The following is a 24,773-nucleotide window of genomic DNA, read 5'->3' as shown; positions in this document are numbered from 1 at the left end:
CTTTACGCTGCCACATCCCTTTTACGGAACACAATCCAGGATACCGCCATGAATACAACATAATACACAGCCAGAACGGCAATCGCAAACCCTAGCGTTGCTCCTCCGGGACCGGTATCCGACACCAGATAATTGCTAAGATTCATATGGGCAAAAATCAGATAGTTCGCCCACTCATAGCGGTCGGGGTTGAATATGGCAATAAAGATATCCTTGGTAAACATGATCGACAGCGACAGCACAATCGCCAGGCCGCTGGAACGGAATACGCTGGAGATCATGAAGGCAATGGCTGCTGTCAGGAACAGCTCAATGTAGCTGCACAGAATCAGCATGAAGACATATTCTCCTTGCCCCCAGCCCATCACCATGTCCCCCGTAATGCCTGCAGCCCCGGAAGAGAAAATGAAGGCGGAGCCATAGCCGAATAAGATTAGCACTCCCGTGCTGACAAGGCTGAAGATAACCAGCGAAATATATTTCGAGAGCAGAATCTTGGAGCGGCTCCAAGGGCGGATCAGCAGCAGCTTAATCGTTCCCCAGGTGAATTCGCCCGCCACGGAGTCGGCAGCCACTAAAGCTGTGAAGATGGTATTCAGGAAAAAAGCGATGGCTACGGTAGTCCGGAAACTGTCCCATAACCCGACTACATCGCTGCCATTCGTGGTGAAGTGAACCAGCGCCGGAAACAGCGCGCTCATCAGCGCCAGAAGAACCAGCATAATCCATGTCCGCAGACGTCTGAATATTTTGATATTCTCATTATGTATGAGAGAAGCGAACTCACCCAATGCCTTCACCTCCTGTAATTTCCAAGAATTGATCTTCGAGCGAACGGGACATCGATTTGATGCTGTAGACCTTAATCCCGGCAGCTACCAGCTTGGCATTCAGCTCGGCAATCTCCTCCCGCACCGCATCTACAGCTATTCCGCCTTCCATGATCACGCCTTGGCCGATCTGCGCCAGTGCAGCCTCAGGGTTATCCACCTCGAAGAACGTCTGGCTCACCGGTACCGCTGCATCCCCAACAGTCTTAAGCTGCTTCACATCGATCAGGCGGCCGTTCTGGATAATCGCCACACTATCACACATCAGCTCCATCTCCGACAACAGGTGACTGGAGACAAACACGGTTGTCCCCTCAGTCTGGCACAGCTTGCGCAGATAGTCACGCAGCTCACGGATCCCCTGCGGGTCCAGTCCGTTAGTCGGCTCATCCAGAATCAGCAGCTTCGGCCGGTGCAACAGAGCCTGGGCCACCCCCAGCCTCTGGCGCATCCCTAAGGAATAGGTCTTGACCCGGTCATTGATCCGCTGACTGAGGCCAACCAGCTCCACTACTTCATTGATGCGCTCTTTGGTCACACCGGGCACCATGCGGGCGTACTGGCGAAGATTCTGGTATCCGGTAAGGAACTTGTACATTTCGGGATTCTCTACGATGGCCCCCACATTGGCTATGGCCTCTTCAAAATGGTCTTTGATGCTTCGTCCGCAGATTAAGATATCACCGCGGCTAATGGAGATAAGTCCTACCATCATACGGATGGTAGTGGTTTTACCGGCTCCGTTCGGCCCGAGGAATCCGAAGATTTGCCCGGGTGGAATGTCGAGTGTCAAGTCGCTGATCAGCGTTTTGGAGCCGATCTTTTTGGTGACCCCCATCAGGCTGGCTACTGGCTTTACCACTTCTGCCGTATTCGGCATAACTTCACTTCCTTTCGTCGGTTTGGTGTGAAACGGGCATAAATAAATATTAAAGTTTCCATCGTAACTGCGGAGAATGTTTGGACCTCCGGCCGCTGTTAGGTTTGGATTTCCTCATTACACCGCTCATAGCGGTAGAAATCCAAACCTAAAGGCGGACGCTACCGCTCCTCCAGTTCCAAACTTCCCCTCCGTTACTTACACTTTATTGTTATATCCAAAACCCGTTTCAACCATTTATATATTTTACCACACCTTCCCTTTTCCCTGAAATTAGGAAAGAAATGCAGTGAAAGCCAGTGGAAACGGCTTGGCACAAAATCAACCTAACGGGTGAACGGGATAGCACAATGTATGCTGTTTTTCGCATACATTCGGAACATGCGCCTGCGTGCGAGTACTATGTGTGCTGTTTTTCACATACACTTGGCCCGCCCACCCTCGCGCCAGCATCCTGTGGATAAATGAAGGAGCATTAATCCTCCACAATTCTATGCATACTTTATCACCATCAGACGAGACCATAATTTCCTGTAAGAAAAACATAAGAGGCCACCTCTTTCCATAAGGGAAAGAGGTGGCCTCTTGAATTGATCATGCGCTCCGTCAATGCCGAAGCATATCACTTATGAAATGTAGAACATTAACCGCCAACACGCGCAAGCTCACGCATATTCGCTTCAAAAGCAGCCATCAGTGCAGCTTCACCGGTCAAACCGTTCTGCTCCACCTTGCGGATCTGCTCCAGCATCCGTTTGTAATCCTTCGGAATCACCCGGGCAAATCTCGGCAGGGCCTCAGCCCATGAGTCCAGAATCGCCCGGCCCACATTACTGTCTGTAAGCTCAGTATGGCGGCTAATCAAGGCATGCAGTTCAGCGCTTTCGTCCGCTTCCTCCACACGCTCCAGCAGCACCATCTCCAGGTTACAGCGTTTGACGAAGGTGTTGTCAGGATCGTATACATAAGCGATACCGCCCGACATCCCTGCTGCAAAGTTACGGCCCGTTGAACCCAGTACAACCACACGGCCGCCGGTCATGTATTCGCAGCCGTGGTCGCCCACGCCTTCAACGACTACATTCGCCCCGGAGTTACGGACGGCGAACCGTTCACCGGCGATGCCGCTCACGTAAGCTTCGCCGCCGGTCGCTCCGTACAGTGCTGTATTTCCGATGATGATATTATCTTCTGCCGCGAAGGTAGCCTTGCGTGAAGGCCGGATAATCAGCTTGCCTCCGGACAGCCCTTTGCCGACATAGTCATTCGAGTCGCCTTCAACGGTAATAGTGACGCCCTTCGGCACGAATGCGCCCAGACTCTGTCCCGCTGATCCGGTAAAATGCAGCCGGATCGTATCGTCCGGCAACCCGGCTGCGCCGTATTTGCGCGTCAGCTCACTGCCCAGAATCGTACCCACTGCACGGTTCACGTTCGTAATCGGCAGAGAAGCTTCAACTGCCGTACCGAATTCCAGCGCAGGTGCAGCAATGTCAAGCAGATGCATCATATCCAAGGTCTCTTCCAAACCGTGGTTCTGGAATTTGCTGCGGAAGCGTGTACTTCCTTCCGGCATAGCCGGAGTGTGCAGCAGACTGCTCAGATCGACGCCCTTCTTCTTCCAGTGCGTGGATGCCTTAACTGCATCCAGGCAATCGGTGCGGCCAACCATCTCTTCAATCGTCCGGAAGCCCAGCTCGGCCATAATCTCGCGCAGATCCTGTGCCACGAAGGTCATGAAGTTCACCACATGCTGTGGATCACCCATGAAGTTCTTGCGAAGCTCAGGGTTCTGGGTAGCTACGCCAACCGGACAGGTGTCCATCTGGCATACACGCATCATGATACAGCCTACGGCTACCAGCGGTGCAGTAGCGAAGCCGTATTCTTCGGCACCCAGCAGAACGGCTACCGCGAGGTCGCGCCCGCTGAGCATCTTGCCGTCGGTTTCCAGCACTACACGGTCGCGCAGATTGTTCAGCATCAGCGTCTGGTGGGTCTCCGCCAGGCCCAGCTCCCAAGGCAGTCCGGCATGACGGATGGAGTTCATCGGCGAAGCGCCGGTTCCGCCGTCATAACCGCTGATCAGGATAATATCGGCGCGGCCCTTAGCCACACCTGCGGCAATAGTGCCAACGCCAACCTCAGAGACGAGCTTCACGTTAATACTGGCACGCGGATTGGCATTCTTCAGATCATAGATCAGCTCGGCCAGATCCTCAATGGAATAGATATCATGATGCGGCGGCGGCGAGATCAGTCCTACACCTGCCGTTGAACCACGGACCTCTGCAACCCAAGGATACACCTTGCGGCCCGGAAGCTGTCCGCCTTCACCCGGCTTGGCGCCCTGCGCCATCTTGATCTGAATCTCGTCGGCATTCACCAGATAGTTCGAGGTAACACCGAACCGTCCGGAGGCCACCTGCTTGATCGCACTGCGGCGGGAATCGCCGTTAGCATCCGGAATGAAGCGCGCCGGATCTTCCCCGCCTTCACCGGTGTTGCTCTTGCCGCCGATGCGGTTCATGGCAATGGCGAGCGTCTCATGTGCTTCCTTGCTGATCGAGCCAAAGGACATGGCACCGGTCTTGAAGCGTTTCATGATCGATTCAGCCGATTCTACCTCATCCAGCGAGACCGGAGCATTGGTGCTCTTGAACTCCAGCATCGAGCGCAGCGTCTGGTGCTTCTCGCTTTCGCCCTGAACGAGTCCTGCATACTTCTTATACATCTCATAATCACCGCTGCGCACGGAGTGCTGCAGAAGATGAATGGTCTGAGGGTTGAACAGATGCTCTTCCCCGTCACTGCGCCACTGGTATTCACCGCCGGAATCCAGCACCATATCGTTGCCGTCTTTGTCGGTGAAGGCGCGGTTATGGCTGGCAAGTGCTTCTTGCGCCACTTCCTCCAGGCCAATTCCGCCGATACGCGAAGGCGTCCAAGTGAAGTAACGGTCCACGAATTCCGAATTCAGCCCGACCGCTTCAAAAATCTGTGCCCCCCGATAGGACTGAATCGTGGAGATTCCCATTTTGGACAGGATTTTGACCACGCTCTTCGTAGCTGCCTTGATATAGTTCTTCACAGCCTTCTCATGCGAGATTCCGCGGAGCAGGCCTTGGCTGATCATGTCATCCAGACTCTCGAAGGCCAAGTAAGGATTGACCGCACTTACACCATAACCCAGCAGAAGCGCATAATGATGAACCTCACGCGGTTCGCCGGATTCCAGCAGAATGCTGACCTTGGTCCGGGTTCCCGAGCGGATCAGATGGTGATGCAGGCTGGAGACTGCCAAAAGCGCAGGAATTGCCGCATTCTCGCGGTCTACACCCCGGTCGGACAGAATAAGAATATTATGGCCCTTGCCCATGACGCGGTCTGCCGCCTCATTCATCCGGTCAAGGGCGATTCGCAGCCCCTCTGCTCCCAGCTCCGCCGGGAAGAGAATCGGAATGGACATCGACTTGAAGCCCGCACGGCGGACATGACGGATTTTGGCAAAATCCTCGTTCGAGAGAATCGGAGAATCCAGCGAGATCTGCCGGCAGCTCTCCGGTTCTGCCTTCAGCAGGTTGCGTTCAGGTCCGATCGTAGTCGCTGTGGACGTTACCAGTTCTTCACGGATCGCGTCAATCGGCGGGTTGGTGACCTGGGCGAACATCTGCTTGAAGTAATTGTACAGGCGCTGCGGACGGTCTGATAACACGGCCAGCGGTGAATCGTAACCCATGGAGCCGACAGCTTCGGCGCCTGTGGAGGCCATGGGCTCCAGAACCTTGCGCAGATCCTCGAAGGTATAGCCGAAGGACTGCTGCAGCTGCTGCACATTATCATGCTTCGGATTCGGCAGCTCCGGTGCATCCGGAAGCTGATCGAGGCCGATCAGATGCTCATCCAGCCACTCTTGATAAGGCTGCTCGGAGGCGATCTCGGCTTTTACCTCTTCGTCCGAGATAATCCGGCCCTGCTTCGTATCCACGAGCAGCATCCGGCCCGGTCTCAGCCGGTCTTTGTATAGTACATCTTCTGCCGGAATGTCGAGGACACCCGCTTCAGAGGAGAGAATAATCAGATCATCTTTGGTGACATAGTAACGCGCAGGACGCAGGCCGTTACGGTCGAGGATGGCCCCAATCTGTACACCGTCAGTGAAGCCCATTGCGGCAGGCCCGTCCCACGGTTCCATCAGGGTGCTGTGGTATTCATAGAAGGCTTTCTTCTTCTCGTCCATGCTGTCATGATTGCTCCAAGGCTCAGGAACCATCATCATTGCCACATGGGGCAGGGAGCGTCCGCTCAGGTAGAGGAATTCAAAGGTATTATCGAACATGGCCGTATCGGAGCCGTCCGGATTCACCACCGGCTTAACTTTGCTGATGTCTTCTCCGAACTTCTCGCTCTTGAACAGCGACTGGCGGGCATGCATCCAGTTCACGTTGCCGCGAAGGGTGTTAATTTCACCGTTGTGGATCATGAAGCGGTAAGGGTGGGCACGTTCCCAGCTCGGGAAGGTGTTGGTGCTGAAGCGGGAGTGGACCAGCGCAATCGCTGATTCCAGCGTCTCTTCCTGGAGGTCAAGATAGAATTGTCCTACCTGTACGGTAGTCAGCATGCCTTTGTATACGATCTTCTTGCAGGAAAGACTCGGCACATAGAAGGATTCGCCTTCTTCTGCCCCGCCGTAGCGGATCGCCAGCTCTGCCCGTTTGCGGATCACATACAGCTTGCGTTCGAAGGACAGGTCATCCTTAATTCCCTCCGAGCGGCCGATAAAGACCTGGCGTACATAAGGCTTAGCAGCCTTGGCCGTCTTGCCGAGCATTTCGTCAAAGGTCGGGACATCGCGGTAACCGAGTACCTGCTGGCCCTCTTCCGCGATAATCTCGCTCAGGAGTGCCTCATGGCTGGCCCGGATCTCCTCGTTATGAGACAGAAAGATCATGCCCACGCCATAATGGCCCGGCTCCGGAAGCTCAAAGCCCAGCTTCGCGGCTTCGCCGGCAAAGAAACGGTGAGGAATCTGCAGCATAATACCGGCTCCGTCTCCAGAGTTCGGCTCGCTTCCCTGGCCTCCCCGATGCTCCATATTGAAGAGCATAGTCAGCGCATTGCTGACAATATCATGGGACGGCTTGCCTTTAATATGCGCGACAAATCCCATGCCGCAAGCGTCTTTTTCGAACTGGGGATCATAAAGGCCCTGTTTGCCGGGCAGTTCAGTGTGTCTCATCACATGCAACCTCTCTATTATAAAGTAGACGGAATTCCAGGAAAATTTTTCAGCGGAAAATCTTAATATTTATTCAGGCAGAATTGGTGTTATTATTTTATCATCGAGCTGACATGAGCGCAATTTAAACTTTTTTATGAGCTTGATTAACAAATACTTTTACATTGCAGCTTTAGCGAATAAAAGCGTAAAAAAACTGTCGAATGTATAATTATGCATAAATGACGAATAAGCGCTTATGCATTGAAAGCGTTTCAACCATTTTCCCGGCCTGAAAACGGCACTTCCATTAGCTATTTATATTTATGAATAAACCAAAAGCGCCCCCTTAGGGGACGCTTTTGGTTCGTATGTTTTACAAAGAATGTTGTTGCTTTATACAGTCAAAACTTGTTCACTTTTCAGCACAGCTTCATTGCCGCGGTCACGGGTCATGAAGTAGGTGAAGGTAAGTGCCAGGAAGATTATTCCATAAGCACCTAGTGTTCCTGCATCAGCCCACATGGAGCCGAAGTCTCCAGTAGAAATTACTGCCTTGAAGCCTTTGACACTGTAAGTCATCGGCAGCAGCGGATTGAAGATCTTCATCCAGTCTGGAATCAGCTCCAGCGGGAAGGTTCCTGCGCTTGTAGTCAACTGGAAGATCAGAATCAGAATGACTACGAAGCGGCCCGGCTGATCCATCCAGGTAACAATAGCTTGAATCATCCACATGAAGGCCAGGCTGGTAATGAACGAGAAGGCGTAGAACAAGGGTACATTCTGTACTTCAAGTCCCAGACCATACAAGACAATCAGGACCGCCAGCAGCGCCTGCAGCACACTCATCAGGGAGAACGTAAGTGTACGGCTCATGAACCGGTTGAACCGGCTGGCGCCAATGACTTCGGATTCACGCATAGGGATAACAATCGTACAGATCAGTGCGCCTACAAACAATCCGAGGGACAGGAAGTAAGGAGCAAATCCTGTACCGTAGTTAGGCACCTTGTTAACCTTCACTTCTTCGATCTGGACCGGCTGGGCGAACATGGATACCAGTCCATCGGTCTTGTTCACCGATTTAGTCTGTGATGCCGCATCGCCCAGTTTGCTTGCCAGCTCACCGGAGCCTGTCTTCAGCTCATCCAGGCCATCCTTCAGTTGCCCTGCTCCGTCACTCAGCTTCTTCGAGCCATCGGCTACCGAGCTAAGTCCGCTGCCCAGCTTGCCTGCGCCGGCCAGCAGCTTCGTGGTGCCAGCTTCCAGCGCTTTGCCGCCGTCTGCCAGCTTCACGCCGCCCGCTGCCGCTTCGTCCAGTTTTGCGCCGAACTGCTTCATGCCTGCGGCCAGCTTCGCACCGCCGTTCTCCAGTGCTCCTGCTCCGGCTACCAGCTGATTCTGGCCATCCAGCAGCTGTGTGCTGCCTGCGTAGAGCTTCTGCGCTCCGTCATGCAGCTGGCCTACACCTGCATCCAGCTGCTGTGAACCGCTGTGCAGCTGATTTGCTCCCTCAAGCAGCTGCCCCTGGCCGCTGTTCAGGGCAGCAGCTCCGTTCAGGAGCTGCTGCTGGCCCTGGTCCAGCTGCGCCGTGCCCGCAGCTACTGCCGCGCTTGCTGCCAGCAGCTTCTGCACCTCAGGGCTTGCCGCAAGCGTCGGATTCGACTTCGCCAGCGCCTGCAGACCGTCAGCTACAGCCTTGGCTCCGGCTGCGGTCTTGGCACTGCCATCCTTCGAAGCCGTAAGTCCGGCTTCAAGCTTCGCACTGCCCTCGGCGGAGGAGCTTAATCCGGCCGCAAGCTTCGCGCTGCCGTCCACGACCGCCTTCGTACCTGTCTGAAGCTTCTCTGTGCCGACTACAGCCGACTGTGTTCCGGCCTGTAGCGAAGCCGTTCCGGCTGCCGTCTTCTGCAGCCCGGCATTCAGCTGCTTGCTGCCCGCTGCCGACTGCGTTACACCCTCCTGCAGCTGCTTATGTGCTGCGGATAACTGCTGCAGTCCTCCGGCCAGCGTGCTGCTGCCGGTTTTCAGAGCGGCTGCTCCATTATTCAGGTCGCTCACGCCCTGCGTAAGCGGCGCTACACCATCCAGCAGTTTGCCAGTGCCTTCGGTCAGGACAACCAGATTGTCCTTCAGCTTCAGAGCGCCGTCATCCAGCTTGGTGGCGCCGTCTGCGATCTTGGTCGCACCGTCTCCGGCTTCGCCCAGACCGTTTGCGATTTTGGTGATTTTATCAAACACAGAACTGGTATAAGCTTCCGTAATCTTGGCGGATACCTTGCTCTTGATATCCTTCACTGCCGTGCCGCCAATCTGGCCTGCCAGGAAGTTGTAGCCTTCATTCGGCTCGTAGATGATCTTGGCCGGCTGCGGATCTGCATCCAGCAGTGTAGTTGCCTTGGCCGAGAAGTCTTCCGGAACCACAATCGCCATATAATAGGTATTATCTGCAAGCCCGGCTTCCGCCTGCTCCCTGCTGACGAAATTCCACTTGAACCCGTCCGTCTTCTTCAGCTCCGTGACCAGATCTTCTCCGGCGGTCAGCTTGGTGCCTTCATAATCAGCACCTTTATCCTGGTTGACAACCGCTACCGGAAGCTCGTTCATTTTACCGTAAGGGTCCCAGAATGCCTTCAGGAACAATCCGCTATACAGAACAGGAATAAATAGAATGGCAAACATGGAAATACGCATCTTGGGATTCTTGAATACCGCGCCAAGATCCTTCATAAACACGGATAAAGATTTCATTCTGGTTCTCTCCTTATGATCATATGCTCTCTCTTGAAAAATACGATGACTTGCTGTGAAATGATAGTTTCGTGAATGTTACAGTAACACTGGATGACTGTTTTCCCCATTTGGTCAATTAAAGGCAAAAAAAAATGAGTCTACCCTGTTCAGAACCATCCGCCTCATCGATCCCACTCAGGGAAAGCGCAGCTGTACGAGACGCCATCCCTATACCGGACTTAACTTCTACTGTGACAGCCCCTCTGCCAAAAACAGATGAAAGTAATGCTTGATCTGTTCTTTGGTCAACGGCACATGTACCTTACTCAGCTCAGCAGTAAGCGCGATATATAGCCTGAACATTACCACCGACACAATCTGTGGATCGCAGGGTTTGATTTCCCCTTGACGAATGGCCTGCTCCACCTCCCGTTCCAGATATTCAAGCACCACACTCTCGATCTTGTCGAGTCCTTCACCAGCCTGCGGCGTTCCGAAGTCAAGACTCTCCTGAGACAGCTTAATGAATAGCTCGTGTTCGCTCCGAAATTCCAGCAGGGCATCCAGCACACGGTGCAGATTATCAAAAAACGGCTTATCGCGCCTAATCTCCCGCTCGGCGATCATTTTCATCTCGATGATGACATCACGCAGGATTTCATCAAATAACTGTTCCTTGTTCGTAAAAAAGGTGTAAATCGTCCCTTTGCCGACATTGGCAATCTTGGCGACCTGATCCATTGTAGTTGCCTTATAGCCGAATAATGAAAAAGATTTCGTCGCCGCCTGCAGCACCTGCTGCCTTCGATCTACCACAGCCATTCATACACTCCCTTTCCTTGAGGATCGTCTAGCAGTCTTGTTCTGACCAATTTACTGATCCGGTCACTCGGTCAAGACCAACTTTATCACTTTGCCTATAGTTTTGCAATAGTTTGCAACTTTTTTTTATTTTATTGCAGTGTTTTAACTTTCTATTTACGTCTTATTTGTATAATGTGAGAAAAGAAGCAAAATCCCTAGTATAATATTAGGAGAAGCATGTACGCGCAAACCGCAAACGGACTAATAAAGATATCTATTTAATCTACCTATAATGGAAAGTTGCAGGTGAACTTATGCGAAAGAAAAGAGTACTGCTGTTTTCGGAAGGCTTCGGCACGGGCCATACAGGGGCAGCCTATGCTCTGGCTGAAGGAATACGACTGCTGAACCCCGATGTTCAGTGCCGGGTCTTCGAGCTCGGAAAATTCCTGAATCCTACGGTCGCTCCTTGGATTCTTTCCGCTTACCGCAAAACTGTCAGCAGCCAGCCGAAGCTGGTCGGCATGATGTATAAGACCCAATATCATAAATCACTCAACCGGTTGACCCAGCTGGCCCTTCACCGGATTTTTTATACCCATGCTTCTCAGGTCATTGAGCAGCTGCGGCCGGATCTGATTATCTGCACGCATCCGATTCCCGCTGCGGTCATCTCCAGGCTGAAGCGTCAGGGGCTGGATGTACCGTTCTACACGCTGATTACGGATTATGATGCCCATGGCAGCTGGGTGAATGCAGAAGCCAACCGATATCTGGTATCGACCTCAAAGGTCAAATCCATTCTTACAGGACGCGGCGTCCCCTCCGAGCTGGTGACCGTGACCGGAATTCCGGTGCATCCGAAATTCTGGGAGTCCCAGGGTAAGACTAAGCTGCGCAAAGAGCTGGGGCTCGCTGACATCCCGACTGCGCTTATTATGGGCGGCGGCTGGGGCCTGATGTTCGGCAAGGATATTATGAACTCGCTCACCGCCCGGATCAATGAGATCCAGCTTATCTTCTGTATGGGCAGCAACGACAAAGCTATAACCAAAATGCAGGCCAACCCCCTGCTGAACCATCCCAATGTAAGGATTCTCGGGTACAGCAGTGAGATTAACAAGCTGATGGATGCCTCCGATCTGCTGATCACGAAGCCCGGCGGAATGACCTGCACTGAAGCCCAGGCCAAGGGTATTCCCATGCTGTTCTACAATGCCATCCCGGGACAGGAAGAGAAGAACAGCCAGTATTTCGTTGAGTTGGGGCTGGCCGAGATGCTTGATCCGGGCGTCGTGGATAAATGGTTCTCCATGCTCCTAAGCGAATATGCCGGATTCGGAGGACCGCAGAAGCGCAAGACCTCTCCGGACCTCCAGCAGCCGCAGCACTGCGCTGCCACCATCCTCAAGATGCTGGGAAAGCCTGCTGCCGAAGCGGCCTTCTCCGAGGCGTGGAGCGCCCCGCCGCCCAAGGCACGGAGCGAAGAAGCCGTCTATGTCACTCCTTAAGCGGGTTACCCTACCCGAACTGCAAAGAGCCTCCAATCCAGCCGTAAGCTTGGATTTGGAGGCTCTTTGCGCGGAGCTGACAAGATATAGCAGCCAGCGATATCCCTGATGTGGCTGCGTCAGCCGGTAACACCATAAGGGCGTAATAGAATAGACGTATAGCGTCTGATGTATAGAGATTTTTTTATTTATAGAAAGTATGATTGCCGATGGTCTTGGCGAGTGTCCGGGAATGATGCACGGTAAGATCCTGTGCCAGCGTCAGCGACAGGAAAAAATACGTATCATCTGTAACTTCTTTGACCCCCATAAGTGCTGCATTCACAGCCTTAATGCTGTCCGCATTTGGCTTGACGCGCTTAAGACGCCCATTGCCTACAGGACTGAACTGCCTTTTCTGATAGATTACTTCTCTAATCGTGTCGGGAAAATTGGCTGACCGCAGCCGGTTTAGAACAACGTTGGCAACTGCCACTTTGCCCTTGTACGGTTCGCCTTCTGCCTCTGCCATGACGATTTTTTGCAGCAGATGCAGGTCTTCTCCGGATACGGCGTAGCTCCAGGTAGCTTCAGCTTGCTGCTCCTTGGGTAGTAGCTTGGTCCGGGAGAAGAACAATGTTGCGGGGGGATGTTGCTGAGTTACAGCTTTGCTTACATTCACACTCTTCGTCCCCGTTGCCGCGATCCTCAGCGCTTGCGCCACTGGCGGCGATGCTTTCACCACAGTTACCTTAGGCTTAGTCAGAATGGAAGCCGGCTTAGGCGCATCCTTGCGCTGCAGCTTCTCGGGACTTAACCATCCTGCACTCACTGTGCGGGTCCAGGTATGGACAGGCTTGGCAGCTGTGGTGTAGAGCATGGGTGTATGGATTGCGGCTGAATGGCTTGTCCTGTGCAGGACGGATGCGGCTTGCGGAATAAGCTGCTCCACAGACTGGTGGCTTGCAGAGTTCAACTTACCCATTTCTATTACATTCTCCCCGGTAGCAGCAGATCCTTCGGGGTTCATCAAACTTATCGCTGAGAAAGACACTAGGATTACACCAACCAGCAGCGCAATATAGCGGCTCTGTTTGAAAATCAACATGTTTTACCTCCTATTTTACGGCACATTCCTATTGTATGTAACCGAAAATGGAAGCTTTGAAAACTTTCTTGTCGATTTATGTTGAGAAAAATGTAAATTTTTCAGTCATTTCATACATAGGAATGGCATGCATCCTGGTAGCATACACCACAAAAGCATCTACCGTCCAGCCTATGTCTGGAAGTAATTGGCCCGAGGGCTTGGTGTCCATCCGTAAATTTTCCAGCTGCTCCAGCGTAAACGGATCTTCTCCGCGATATTTGCGGGCTACTGTCAAATGGGGATTGTACGTTCGCATCTCTGGAGTATATCCTAGAGGAAGGGTTGCAGAAACCACCCTTTGCTGTAGCTCCTTCAGCGGCTCCAATTCGCCGGAAACCCCGGCCCAAAGCACTCTTGGCGAGTCTGGAAGACCGAAGGTGCCCCATTCGCCGAGCTTCAGCTGAAAGCCTTTACTTGAGCGCGCAACCTTCCATAGTGCCTCATAGAGAGATGGAATATTTTCCCTGGAGGTATCTCCAAGAAATTGCAGCGTAATATGGAAATCTTTGAAATGTGTCCATCTGGCAAATTTAAGTCTTGACGACACACGGGCAGACTCATTCTTCAGATATTCAAGCAGCGTATCAGGCAGCGGCACCGCAACGAACAGGCGCTCCACTTCTTGCTCCGGGTCCAAATGACTCATGCGAATTTCACCTTTCCAGGCAGATTTGTTATGCTTATCTATACTTATCGTCTATTTCTCTACTGAAATGTAGAACAGGAGGGAACCAACATGACTAAATCCATCGTTTGTATGCAGCAGCTGTCAGCCGCTCAGCAGGAGCTGATCCGCGCCGCTGCACCAGAGTACACCCTTACCCTTGGAGATTCCAGGAACCCTGATCTGGAGCTGCTCTCCGGCGCAGAGATTATTATCGGCTGGGGCAAAGGCATCCGTGACACCGTGCTGCGCCAGGGCTCGCCGCTCCGCTGGGTACAAGCCTGGTCCGCCGGAGTAGAGAAGCTTCCGCTGGAGGGCTTGAAGGAACGCGAAATTCTGCTGACGAACGCCAGCGGCGTGCATGCGCAGCCGATTACCGCTGTCATCCTCAGCTTCATGCTAATGTTCACGCGGAATATGCACACGAATATCCGCAACCAGCAGAACCGCCGCTGGCACTCGGACGGGCAGGAGAGCGAGCTGACCGGCAAGACGATCGTCATCGCCGGAACCGGTGCTATCGGCAGCGAGACCGCCAGAATCGCCAAAGCCTTCCGGATGAAGACGATCGGAGTCAGCCGATCCGGACGGACGGTAGAGAGCTTCGACCAGATCTTCACCACCGGGGAGCTGAAGGACTCCGTCCGCGAGGCGGACTTCGTGGTCAACACCCTGCCGCTAACCGACGAAACCCGCGGGCTGTTCGATGCTGAGGTCTTCTCCGCCTGCAAGCAGGGGGCCTACTATATTAATATTGGCCGTGGCGTGACCACGCATACGGACGATCTGATCGCTGCACTGAACAGCGGTCAGCTAGCCGGGGCGGGCCTCGATGTCTTCGAGACCGAGCCGCTGCCGGAGGACCACCCGCTATGGGGCATGGAGCAGGTAATCATCACCCCTCACTGTGCCGGGGTAACTGACCGCTATGCCGACCGGGTGGTCGACATCTTCGTGGAGAACATGCAGGCCTATCTGGAATCCGGCAAGCCTTCGCGCAACCTGGTGGATTATAGCCGCCAGTACTAGGGGGCTTGGGCGGCTGAGCTGGCGGGTTGGAGAGCTAGGGGGTTGGCAGGCAAGGCCGTAGCTTGGCGGGTTGGCTGGCAGGCCGTAGCTTGGCGGGTTGGCGGCTAGTTGGTCGGCTGGCAGGTCATAGCTTGGTGCGTCGGTGGGTTGGCGAGCTAGGGGTTTGGTTGAGTAATGGCAATTTTGTTACCTCGCAGACTCACAGTTTAGAGTTCTAACGGTCCCTTGCGGCCAAATGTTGCACATATTGCAACTCGGGTATCGCCAATTTGGGCTATTCTAGCGGAATGTTGCATGAAATGCAGGAATTGTCCCGTTCATCTGCCAACTGGAGAAGAATTGCTGACATTTGTGCAACAATCTCTCATTCACCTCATATTGATCAGGTAAATGTTGCAAATTGTGCAGGATTCCAAGCGGACTCATTAGCACTAGCACTAGCACCAGCACCAGCACCAGCACCAGCACCAGCACCAGCACCAGCATCAGTATCAGTACAACAGCATCACCACCAGCATTAGCATCACCAGCACCCACATGTCGATACATGCTCAGCTCATTCAACTCTTTCAACTAATTTCAGCAATTCAGTTCATTCAGTGATTCACGTATTCACGTATTCACGTATTCACGCATAATAAAGAGCCTCTGCTGAACTACGCAGAGGCTCTTGTTATACTTCCATCACCAAATAGATTGAACTTGAAGTACCACATCTAGATGAGAGTAACGGAGGGGATATTTGGAACTGTAGGAGCGGTAGCGTCCGCCTTTGTTCCCGGATTTCAACCGCTACTGCGGTTCAAATCAAGAAATCCGGGAACAACAGCGACCGTAAGTCCAAATATCACCGCAGTTACGGCCGACATCGCCGCCCAGAAGTCTTAAAGTTCAATCTATCCCCCTCACACCTTAAATCGGCTAACCGACTCCCGGAGCTCCGTAAGCAGCAGCTTCAGCTCCGCGATGCCGTTAGCCACGGCGGTGGTTGAGCTGAGCTGCTCATGCGCAGAAGCAGAGGTCTCTTCGACACCTGCCGCCGATTGCTGGGAGAGTGCCGAGATATGCTGGCTGAACTCATTCATGGTCTCGCTGGCACCGGTCATTTGCTGCAGGTCCTGGCCCATCTCATCGATGGTCACCGCCATCATACGGACCGAGCCGTTGATTTCAGCCAAGGCATCCCCGGTCTCCACAATCTGCCGGCTGCCTTGCTCGGTCTTGGCTACTCCGCCGCGCAGCTGCTCTACCATGGTTCTGGAGTCGAGCTGGATACCCTGCGTAATCTCTGTAATCTCCGAGACCGTCCGCTGCACATCCTCCGACAGCTTCCGTACTTCCTGTGCGACAACCGCGAAGCCGCGTCCGCTGTCACCAGCCCGTGCCGCTTCAATGGCGGCATTGATCGCCAGCAGATGGGTCTGCTCCGAGATGCTCCGGATGGCCCCCACCAGATGGAAGATGCCTTCATTCTTGCGGTTCAGCTCTTCAACGGTGCCCATAGACTGCGAGACTGCATCGGCAATCTCGTTCATCTGCGCCACGGAGCTTTCCATAAGCGCCCGGCCTTTTTCGCCCTTTTGCCGGACCTGCTCTGAATGATTGGAGAGATCCGTACCTCTGCCCGCAAAATTCTCGATTAACGCATTTAACTCCTCTACCGCCTTGGAGGCATCCACTGCTGCTTCGGCCTGGCTGCCGGAGGCTGAGGCCAGCTCTTCCATCGTCAGTGCGATCTGGCTGCTGCCCTCCTTGGTATCGGCAATCGTATGCATCAGCTCATCGCCCTGCTCCGAAATAATCCTCGATACATTTCGGATCTGGCTGACCATTTCGAGCAGCGTGCGGTTCGTTTCATTCACGGTTGTAGCCAGCAGACCAATCTCATCCTTGTTGCCAATCAGTGTCTCCTCTGCCGTCAGATCCCCGCTTGAGATCTGCTGCAGCTGCTTCGTTACCTTCTTCAGCGGGTTGACGATCGTTCTGCGGATGAACATGTTCACCAAACCGATAACGATCAGGACAATCAGCACAGTCCCAATATTCATTCTCCCGGAGGTATTAAAAATATCCGTGGAAACCTTGCCCTCATCCTCAGCATCCTTCTGGCTGTGCGCCACCAGCGCATCCAGATCTACCTGCATGGAATTAAAAGCGTCAATCCCTTTCCGCGATACCTCCAGGGCTAATTTCTCGTCATTTGAGCTGCTGAGCAGGATCGCCTGATTGTTGACAGTCAAGAACTCACCCCATTTCCCGACGAGCGACTGTAATTGCTTCAGCTCCTGCTCTCCTTTCAGATTGGCTTTATATTCCTTAAAAGTACCCGCTACTTTGCCGATAAATTTGGACCGCTCTTCCGCAAGCGCGTTTTTGTCCGCGTTGTCAGTGCTCAGGATATGCTGCAGGCTAAGGGCCATAACATGCTCTGTGAGGTAATTGACATTGTGTATTTTGTTCAGCTCGGGAATGATATTTTTAATAATGTTCCCGGTGTTCTTCTGCATATTGTTCATTTGATAGAGCGAAACCCCGCCGCTGATCATAACGAATACAGCCAGAGCCGCATAACCGTAGGCTATCTTGGAGCCGATGCTTTTTCTGCCCCGGAATAGACTTGCCTGCTGCTCCTTGTCTGCTCCCTTCCTCCCTTTTCCTAACAACTCCTTCAGTCGCTGACCTATACCCACACCTGTGTGCCCCCTTGATAATGTCTGGATGTTTACACCATTTTCCATCTGATTTCATTTATTTTCATAAAAAAAGCAAAAAAAAATAGGTTACATGTACTATGTCGGCAACAGTCGGTTAAAAATTTACATGTTTCTCTCGATGTAAGGTTTTACCTGCCAGCCCAAACGGCGGACAGGTAAAGGTTCTACTATATAGGTCTAATCCAGATCGTAAATCGAACCAACCTTAAGCCCGTACAGCTCATTGTAGATTTTCTCGGCAAAAGCATCGGTCATTCCGGCGATATAATCGGTCACCATATGCTCCCAGGTCCAGATCGGCTTCGCCGACTTCTGGTCCTTCTCGAACCGCTGCAGCCAGTCCGATGGGATAATGCTCCGGGATGTCTCTGGATCAAGGAATGCCTCCCACAGCCGCCGCAGTATCCACTCGCTTCGTTTCTGCAGACGTTGTACGCGCAAATCGCGGATCATCGTTACCCAGGCGAAGCTTTTGAGCACACTAACGGTCCGCAGCATGTCCTCATCCTCCCTGCCTTCCTTAATGAAGGTAACCTTCTTCCAGTCCCCGTCCCCGATCACGCCGAGGCTGGCGACAAAGGTACTGACCCAATAGGCCTTGACTTCACGGCGGGTGCGGGAATAGTCATTCTCACAGGTAGGCATTTTCTCCTTCCAGACCCGAAGGAATGAACTCAGCACCTCCTCCACCTTGAAGCGGATCGCGGACTTGTTCCAGCCGGACCAGAAGGCATCCTCAAGCGTGGTGATTTTCTCCACAATCAGCCGCTGGATGTAGTCGTCATGCATGAAATGCTCATGCACCTCAATCTTACCGGCCTTAATGCCGTCCTCCAGGTCATGCGCCGAATAAGCAATATCGTCACACAGGTCCATCAGCTGCGCTTCCAGCGTCTTTTTGCCTGCCGGAATTCCCCACTGGGTGCGGATCTCGTGGATATACTCCCATTCGTGCAGATACATCCCCTTCTTCAGCACCGTCCCGGGAAAAGGATATTTGTTAATGCCCAGCAGCACCGCGTCCGAGAGGTTCAGGCCGTCGATATTCTCACGCTTCTCCAGAAACATAATCAGGCGGAAGTTATGGGCGTTGCCTTCAAAATGCTCATATTTGCGCTTCATGCTCTCATGAATCGTCTGCTGCTGAACAGGACCTGCGCCGGACTTGGCCACTGCCTCCACCGTCTTGCGGGTCACCAGCTTCTCCAGCAGGTTGTCCAGCACCTCTTCTCCCTTATGCCCAAATGGAGGATGTCCGAAGTCATGGGCGATTGCCGCACATTCCACCACCTCGGGGTCAATGACCAGGCCCGGATTCTCTGCAGCTCCTGTCTCTACTTCCGGGTAAGAACGCAGCAGGCTCTTGGCCGCTTCACGGGCAATCTGTGCCACCTCCAGCGAGTGGGTCAGGCGTGTCCGGTAGTAATCCCCGGTTCCGGCTCCGAACACCTGAGATTTGCCCTGCAGCCGCCGGAAGGTCGGCGAATGGATCAGACGCGAATAGTCGCGTTCATATGCGGCTCTGGAGGTCTCCAGCTTCGTGATTTCGGGATATTGTCTATGCTCTCTTTGTTCAATCAGTGTCATCTCCGCTGCCCCTATTCCTTGATCTGTATTTAGTAACTTATTATAAGTCATTTCCGCCGGAACTTTCACTCTAAAATGCAAATCGCCCTGCGGGCTGCTATAAATGCATAGCAACCAAGGGGGATAGAGCATTCTAAGACTTAAGCAGCAGGAACCGCTTATAAAAACAAGTGTGGAGTGAATCTGAGAGCCATGAGAACAGTCACCCGATTGACCGCCGCAGTTCTTGCAGCACTGGCGCTGATGTACAGCCCTTCCGATCTGGCCCTGGGCAGTCCGAACAAGGCAAAAAACCGCTACTACTATGAGGAGCGCGGCGATATGATCTGGGAAGTGCGCACCAGCCAGAAGGTGATTGCGCTGACCTTCGATGACGGCCCGGACCCTCTGGAGACGGACAGCATTCTGGAGGTGCTGCATGAGTATCAAGCGAAATGCACGTTTTTTGCAATTGGCAAGCGGATCGCCGCTTATCCCGATGTAGCCAGACGCGTGATTAGTGAAGGACATGAGCTGGCGAACCATACTTATAATCATGTCTATTTCAAAAGACCGATCTCCGGGGAGCAGATTCAGAAGGAGCTTGCGCTGACGGAGAAGGAAATTATGAAGATATCCGGCAGACACAGCAGCCTGTTCAGACCGCCGGGCGGAATGTACGATGAGACCTTGATCGATGTGTCCAACAGCATGGGCCTGAAGCCCGTACTGTGGTCCTGGCATCAGGACACCCGCGACTGGAACCGCCCTGGCGTCTGGAACATCTCAAACCGGGTCATCCGCAATGCCAGGAGCGGCGATATTGTCCTGTTCCATGACCATGTCCACGGGCCGTCGCAGACGAAGGAAGCACTGAAGATTATTCTGCCTGCGCTTAAGAAGCAGGGTTTCCAGTTCGTTACCGTCTCAGAGCTGATTGGGCTATCCGATGTGCAGCAGGCGAAGACGGACCGGCATATGACCTATTAGGGTCTCTGCCCTCTTCTCTCCCGGGCCTTCCCCGGATTGCACAGGTTCACAAAATAAGGTAGTCTTGAGCATAATAAGGCTATCCTAATATGGCTATTTGTGAATCTGCCGCAGTCCATCCCCCAGGAGGGTACAATACATGACCGAGAATACTTCCTATACAACCGAGGAAATCGCCAGGCTGCTCAAAATCTCCAAGCTCAAGGTCTATGATCTCATTAAAAAGGGCGAGTTGCCCTCTTACCGTGTCGGCAAGCAGATGCGGGTTGACCTCTCTGATCTGGAGAGGTACAAGCAGAATTCCCGCAACAGCGGGCCTTCTGCCCATCCGCTGCCCGGGGACGGGCTGACCGAGGCTGCACTGCCGCAGGCGCAGCAGACAGCCCCGTTCGCCGCGCCTTATCAGGCCTTCGCCTCCCCGCCGCCGCACAGCATGAAGAGCAGCGGTGTACATGTAGTCATTACCGGACAGGATATGTCACTTGATATTCTGGCGACCCATCTGGAGCGGACCCTGCCCTCCACCCGCCCGCTCCGTTCCTATGCGGGCAGTCTTGACAGCCTCATTGCCATGTATCAGGGCGAATCAGATATTGTCAGTACCCATCTGCTGGATGGCGATAGCGGCGAATACAACCTGCCCTATATCCGCAAGCTGCTCGTAGGCTTCTCCTATATTGTAGTGCATCTGCTAACACGCAGCGCAGGCTTTTATGTGCAAAAGGGCAATCCGCGAGGCATCCGCAGCTGGGGGGACCTCCGGCAAGACGGGCTAACGCTGATTAACCGTGAGCGCGGCTCCGGCGCCCGGGTGCTGCTGGATGAACAGCTGCGCCTGCATGGAATTCCGTCCTCCCGCTTGAACGGATACATTAATGAAGAGAACAGCCATCTGGCAGTAGCCAGCCTGGTGGCAAGAGGCGGGGCGGATGTGGGCATCGGCACCGAGAAAGCCGCCAGAATCATTGACGGCATCGACTTCATTCCGCTGATCCGCGAGCGCTACGATCTGGTCATGGTGAAGAAGCCGGAGAATGAAGTCTGGATTAACGCCATTCTGGATATTCTGCGCTCTGAAGCCTTCCGTAATGAGCTAAGCTCAATTCACAGTTATGACCTGAGCGAGACGGGCAATATTGTTTACGAGACTTGAATTCAATAGACACGGGCCGAACGAGGAGGAACGCATGTTATCCACAATACCACAGGCAGCGTTCAGGCTGGAGCGCTTGTTTTTTTCAAGCGTACACAGCTATTACGGAAGATTTGCAGAAGGGGAAACTTTGCCCCGAAGGACCCTTCACCACCATGCCTTGTGTTATGTCACAGAAGGTAAAGGGCAGATTATCCTAAATGGGGGGCTGCTTACGGCGAATAAAGGAGACTTCTTTTTGTTGTTGCCCGAAACTTCAGTGGAAGGCAAAGCGCTGACGGCAGAACCGCTACGTTATATGATCATTTTCTTCTCCTGTATACAGCTTCGTAAGGATCACATGCACCAGGAGCTCCATTCTCCGGTATTTCCGGTTAACGGGAAGCTTGAAGCACCCGGCCATCCACGGGCTGCAGAGATCAGCCGGCAAATGACCTCCTTTCACCGCACCCGTAACCCGGAGGATATCATGCACGCCAAGTACCGGCTGCAACAGCTGCTCGCGTTGATACTTCAACCAGGTAAGCGTATTGGGCAGGACAAGGCTGTAGGGATGGATAATGTGCTCGCCTACATGAAGAACAACTACAACCAAGAGCTTAAAGTTGGGCAACTGGCTCTAATGGCGGGCTTAAGCACCAATCATTTTATCAGAGCGTTCAAGCAGCTTACAGAAAAGACACCTATGGCCTATTTGCTGGAGGAACGGATAAAAAGGGCTAAGCAGCTGCTCTTCTCTTCCGAACGTGTCAAGCAGATCGCCAAGGAAGTGGGCTATAAGGACGAGCATTATTTTAGCCGGGTGTTCAAAAAATCGGAAGGCGTGGCACCGGCCAGCTACCTTAAAAACAATCATATCCGTATTGCTGTTCTCTACTATGGTCTGGATGATTACCTGATGACACTTGGACTGACGCCAGTGGCTGCGCTGTCTTACCGGGAACGGGTGTCAAGAAATTATAGCCTCCCCTACCCGGGTGTGCTGGAGCAGGAAATTGTCCGCCTGAACGGTTCCCGGTTGAATTATGAAGAGCTGGCACGGGTGAGGCCTGATCTGATTATTGGGAGCGACCGTCTGTTACCAGGCGAGTTGCTGGAGTCCATCGCACCCACGGTTGTTCTTAAGCATACCGATAATGTGGAGCAGCAGTTGTCCCGGTTGTCCCGTATTCTGGGCAGAGAGCAGCAGGCTGACGACTGGATGAACTGCTACACAGAGCAGAAGCACCTCCTTAGATCACGGCTGGAAGCACAGAATGTACTGCTGCCCACGGTTTCTTTTATCAGAGTCAGCTCCGAATTCTACCGCCTGTACGGTGCCTCCAATCAGACAGGAACCCTACTATACAGAGATCTTGGACTACGCCCTTCCCTCTCATTCTCTGAACAGACCGAGGCGGTGGATTTTGAGATTGATGAGCTTCCGCGGTATAACCCGGGGTACATCTTTTTGGCTGCGGACCCTACCCTGGAATCGAGACAACGGCTGGAGACGCTGCTGTCATCCCAAGAATGGTCTTCACTGGATGCAGTGAGGCAGCGCCGGGTGTTCGATGCAGGAGATCTGTTGTTCAAAACCCTTGGACCCTCAGGCCGGATGTGGGCCATGTCTTATGTTGCATCCCGGATAGGTACGCTGAACGATAGAATTATCCATGCCAACAGAGGGTTATAATCCATTGTAAAGTATGCATCGTTCTCCTATCATAATGATAATGATTATTATTATCTATCGCACAAAGGAGAATAGAAACCCATGAATAGAAAGAAATCCATCCATATCCTGCTCCTTGCCGTTCTGCTGCTGATACTGGCCGCTTGCAGCAATAGAGCGGGACAACCGGCTTCCGGAGAGCAGAGTCCCTCCGCTTCCCAAACCAAGGATCAGGCGGCTGCGGAACCGGGCACACGCACAATTACCCATCTTAAGGGAGAAGCCGTGATTCCGTCCAAAATCGAAAAGGTCGTTGTTCTCGCGGCAGAGTACATAGATCATCTGTTGACTATCGGAGAGAAGCCCTCCGGTGTGAACACCGAGGTCCGGTACGGAGGAGAGTATCTTCCCTATCTGGCTGACAAGCTGCAGGGGGTACAAACTGTAGGTTCGGCGGATAATCCCAACCTTGAGGCCATTACCTTGCTTGATCCGGATGTGATTCTTATTGAGAGCCGGACGGCCGAGAATAAGTATGAGCAACTGAACAAAATCGCTCCTACCATCGTTCTTGGAAATGAATGGCTTGATTATGGCGACGATACTTCCTTTTGGACCAAGGATCTGCTAACCATTGCGGAGATGTATGACAAGACGGACCTGGCGAAGGAAAAAATTGCTGAACTGGAACAGAAAACGGTCCAGGCCAGCGAGAAAATCAAAGCGCTGGACAACAAAAAACTTGCCTATCTCCGTGTACGCGAGAAGGCGCTCCAAGTGTATGCACAAAAAGGTCATCCGACCAATGCTTTGCTCTACCAGGATCTCGGATTTGAGCCTGCAGCACTTACGCCGGAAGAGCAAAGAGCGGATTTATCTCTGGAGAAAACGCCGGAGCTTGGGGCAGACATTATCGTCCTCGAGACGGACCCGAATGCCCGGGATTTTTTGGGCAATATGCAGAAGAGCGCACTCTGGAAGAACATTCCCGCCGTACAGGAAGGAAGGGTTCATGAGACCGATTCCTTTTGGCTCTTCAAGGGCTGGGGAGTTATCGGCCGGGGTGAGATTATTGATGAAATAAACGCATGGATGGAGCCATGAGCGGCGTTGAACCTTTTGGGAGTCAGTCGATACAAGATTTCATGCAGCAGCATTTTGCCTTGACGGTCACGGAGAACCGGAGTAATTCTTTTCCGTTCAGTACAGAAGATCTATTGGATGAAGCGCGGCTACCGCTCATTATCGGCCAGCAATCGGTTCAGCTTGGGGAACCGGCAGGTCTTGTGGTCGGAACTTTGTTTGCCAAAAGGTACTCGGTGTTGATCATGGGACTGGCCGCCTCCATCACTCTCTTCGATACCCCGCTCTCTCTGCTGCCCGGTGCTTTACGGTTCCGGCTAACGGATGCAGGAATGATGCATTATGAAGCGGAGACGACAGCCACGGACAAATTGCCTGTTAATCCTTCGGAAGTACGCCAAGCCTGCCTTTCCGATTATATGGAGCACCTGCTGGCACATTTACGGCAGGTGCTCCAGGCTGTATCAGAGTATACGGGAGCCAAGGAGAAAGTCATGTGGTCGCTGATTGCGCATAATTTGCATAACCTGTATGGACGGCTGCATACGGACAAGGAACTCTGGGACTTTGAGGACCGGGGCCGGATCATCGGCCAGGATTATACTACCCTGCTTCAGCCGGAGAAGCCGGATGAATTATCCATGCGGTTCCGCAAGGTTGAGCATCCGAAGCTGCAAGGCCGTCCCTTCTATCTGCGCAAGCATTGCTGCCTGGCCTACCGGATCAGGATTGGGCCTGATGCCGGAGAGTATTGCAGCACTTGCCCCAAGCTATCACCGGAAGAGAGATGGAATATATTTGACAACTAAGCAACG

General features: G+C 53.1%; 17 protein-coding genes. 7 read left to right on the top strand and 10 right to left on the bottom strand.

Annotated features, from left to right (window positions below; translation table 11 throughout):
• Nucleotides 1-2 precede the first annotated feature (2 nt).
• From NST43_RS03515 to NST43_RS03495, 5 genes are all read right to left on the bottom strand, one after another.
• The gene (locus tag NST43_RS03515; protein ID WP_339222572.1) at nt 3-791 is read right to left on the bottom strand and encodes a DUF2705 family protein; all 789 of its coding nucleotides are present in this window, start codon (nt 789-791) and stop codon (nt 3-5) included.
• Nucleotides 784-1,710, bottom strand: a complete 927-nt coding sequence (locus NST43_RS03510; RefSeq protein WP_339222570.1) for an ABC transporter ATP-binding protein — start codon at nt 1,708-1,710, stop codon at nt 784-786. Before NST43_RS03510 ends, NST43_RS03515 begins: the two co-directional genes overlap by 8 nt.
• Nucleotides 1,711-2,353: 643 nt before the next feature.
• A complete protein-coding gene (gene gltB, locus NST43_RS03505) occupies nt 2,354-6,949 on the bottom strand; it encodes a glutamate synthase large subunit (RefSeq protein ID WP_339222569.1) in 4,596 nt (1,531 codons plus the stop codon).
• A gap of 375 nt (nt 6,950-7,324) precedes the next feature.
• On the bottom strand, nt 7,325-9,679 hold the full coding sequence (locus tag NST43_RS03500) for a YhgE/Pip domain-containing protein (RefSeq protein WP_339222568.1): 2,355 nt from the start codon (nt 9,677-9,679) through the stop codon (nt 7,325-7,327).
• A 228-nt stretch (nt 9,680-9,907) separates the two neighbouring features.
• Nucleotides 9,908-10,483 (bottom strand): TetR/AcrR family transcriptional regulator, encoded by a 576-nt coding sequence (locus NST43_RS03495; protein ID WP_036693681.1) that lies wholly within the window; start codon nt 10,481-10,483, stop codon nt 9,908-9,910.
• A gap of 296 nt (nt 10,484-10,779) precedes the next feature.
• Between NST43_RS03495 and NST43_RS03490 the strand changes: the two genes are divergently transcribed.
• Entirely contained in the window at nt 10,780-11,976 is a 1,197-nt protein-coding gene (locus tag NST43_RS03490) for a glycosyltransferase (protein WP_339222566.1), read from the top strand.
• A gap of 184 nt (nt 11,977-12,160) precedes the next feature.
• Here the strand turns inward: NST43_RS03490 and NST43_RS03485 are convergent, their stop codons facing one another.
• The gene (locus NST43_RS03485) at nt 12,161-13,063 is read right to left on the bottom strand and encodes a cell wall hydrolase (RefSeq protein ID WP_209993271.1); all 903 of its coding nucleotides are present in this window, start codon (nt 13,061-13,063) and stop codon (nt 12,161-12,163) included.
• Nucleotides 13,064-13,139: 76 nt separating this feature from the next.
• Nucleotides 13,140-13,751 (bottom strand): RNA 2',3'-cyclic phosphodiesterase, encoded by a 612-nt coding sequence (gene thpR / locus NST43_RS03480; protein WP_339222565.1) that lies wholly within the window; start codon nt 13,749-13,751, stop codon nt 13,140-13,142.
• Between the two features lie 90 nt (nt 13,752-13,841).
• On the opposite strand from thpR, the gene NST43_RS03475 reads away from it, so the two are divergent.
• The gene (locus NST43_RS03475; protein ID WP_339222564.1) at nt 13,842-14,798 is read left to right on the top strand and encodes a D-2-hydroxyacid dehydrogenase; all 957 of its coding nucleotides are present in this window, start codon (nt 13,842-13,844) and stop codon (nt 14,796-14,798) included.
• A gap of 279 nt (nt 14,799-15,077) precedes the next feature.
• Here NST43_RS03475 and NST43_RS03470 read toward each other — a convergent pair whose 3' ends face one another.
• From NST43_RS03470 to dgt, 3 genes are all read right to left on the bottom strand, one after another.
• Nucleotides 15,078-15,371 carry a hypothetical protein gene (locus NST43_RS03470; protein ID WP_339222562.1) on the bottom strand — a complete coding sequence of 98 codons (294 nt, stop codon included), beginning with the start codon at nt 15,369-15,371 and terminating at the stop codon, nt 15,078-15,080.
• A 332-nt stretch (nt 15,372-15,703) separates the two neighbouring features.
• Nucleotides 15,704-17,488: a methyl-accepting chemotaxis protein gene (locus NST43_RS03465; protein ID WP_209993267.1), complete on the bottom strand. Its 1,785-nt coding sequence runs from the start codon at nt 17,486-17,488 to the stop codon at nt 15,704-15,706.
• A gap of 201 nt (nt 17,489-17,689) precedes the next feature.
• Nucleotides 17,690-19,099 carry a dGTP triphosphohydrolase gene (gene dgt, locus NST43_RS03460; RefSeq protein WP_339222560.1) on the bottom strand — a complete coding sequence of 470 codons (1,410 nt, stop codon included), beginning with the start codon at nt 19,097-19,099 and terminating at the stop codon, nt 17,690-17,692.
• Between the two features lie 192 nt (nt 19,100-19,291).
• On the opposite strand from dgt, the gene NST43_RS03455 reads away from it, so the two are divergent.
• The 5 genes from NST43_RS03455 (at nt 19,292) to NST43_RS03435 (ending at nt 24,767) form a co-directional block, all read left to right on the top strand.
• Nucleotides 19,292-20,068 (top strand): polysaccharide deacetylase family protein, encoded by a 777-nt coding sequence (locus NST43_RS03455; protein WP_339222559.1) that lies wholly within the window; start codon nt 19,292-19,294, stop codon nt 20,066-20,068.
• A 139-nt stretch (nt 20,069-20,207) separates the two neighbouring features.
• The gene (locus NST43_RS03450; RefSeq protein ID WP_339222557.1) at nt 20,208-21,221 is read left to right on the top strand and encodes a helix-turn-helix transcriptional regulator; all 1,014 of its coding nucleotides are present in this window, start codon (nt 20,208-20,210) and stop codon (nt 21,219-21,221) included.
• A 34-nt stretch (nt 21,222-21,255) separates the two neighbouring features.
• Nucleotides 21,256-22,896 carry an AraC family transcriptional regulator gene (locus NST43_RS03445; RefSeq protein ID WP_339222555.1) on the top strand — a complete coding sequence of 547 codons (1,641 nt, stop codon included), beginning with the start codon at nt 21,256-21,258 and terminating at the stop codon, nt 22,894-22,896.
• A gap of 81 nt (nt 22,897-22,977) precedes the next feature.
• Nucleotides 22,978-23,979 carry an iron-siderophore ABC transporter substrate-binding protein gene (locus NST43_RS03440; protein ID WP_339222553.1) on the top strand — a complete coding sequence of 334 codons (1,002 nt, stop codon included), beginning with the start codon at nt 22,978-22,980 and terminating at the stop codon, nt 23,977-23,979.
• The gene (locus tag NST43_RS03435) at nt 23,964-24,767 is read left to right on the top strand and encodes a hypothetical protein (protein ID WP_339222551.1); all 804 of its coding nucleotides are present in this window, start codon (nt 23,964-23,966) and stop codon (nt 24,765-24,767) included. Before NST43_RS03440 ends, NST43_RS03435 begins: the two co-directional genes overlap by 16 nt.
• The last annotated feature ends 6 nt before the right edge of the window (nt 24,768-24,773 follow it).

The sequence above is a fragment of the Paenibacillus sp. FSL H8-0332 genome (assembly GCF_037963835.1).
GTDB classification, from domain to species: Bacteria; Bacillota; Bacilli; order Paenibacillales; family Paenibacillaceae; genus Paenibacillus_AQ; species Paenibacillus_AQ rhizoplanae.
Note: the sequence above shows the minus strand (reverse complement) of the source record. Positions and strands in the feature narration are given on the sequence as shown.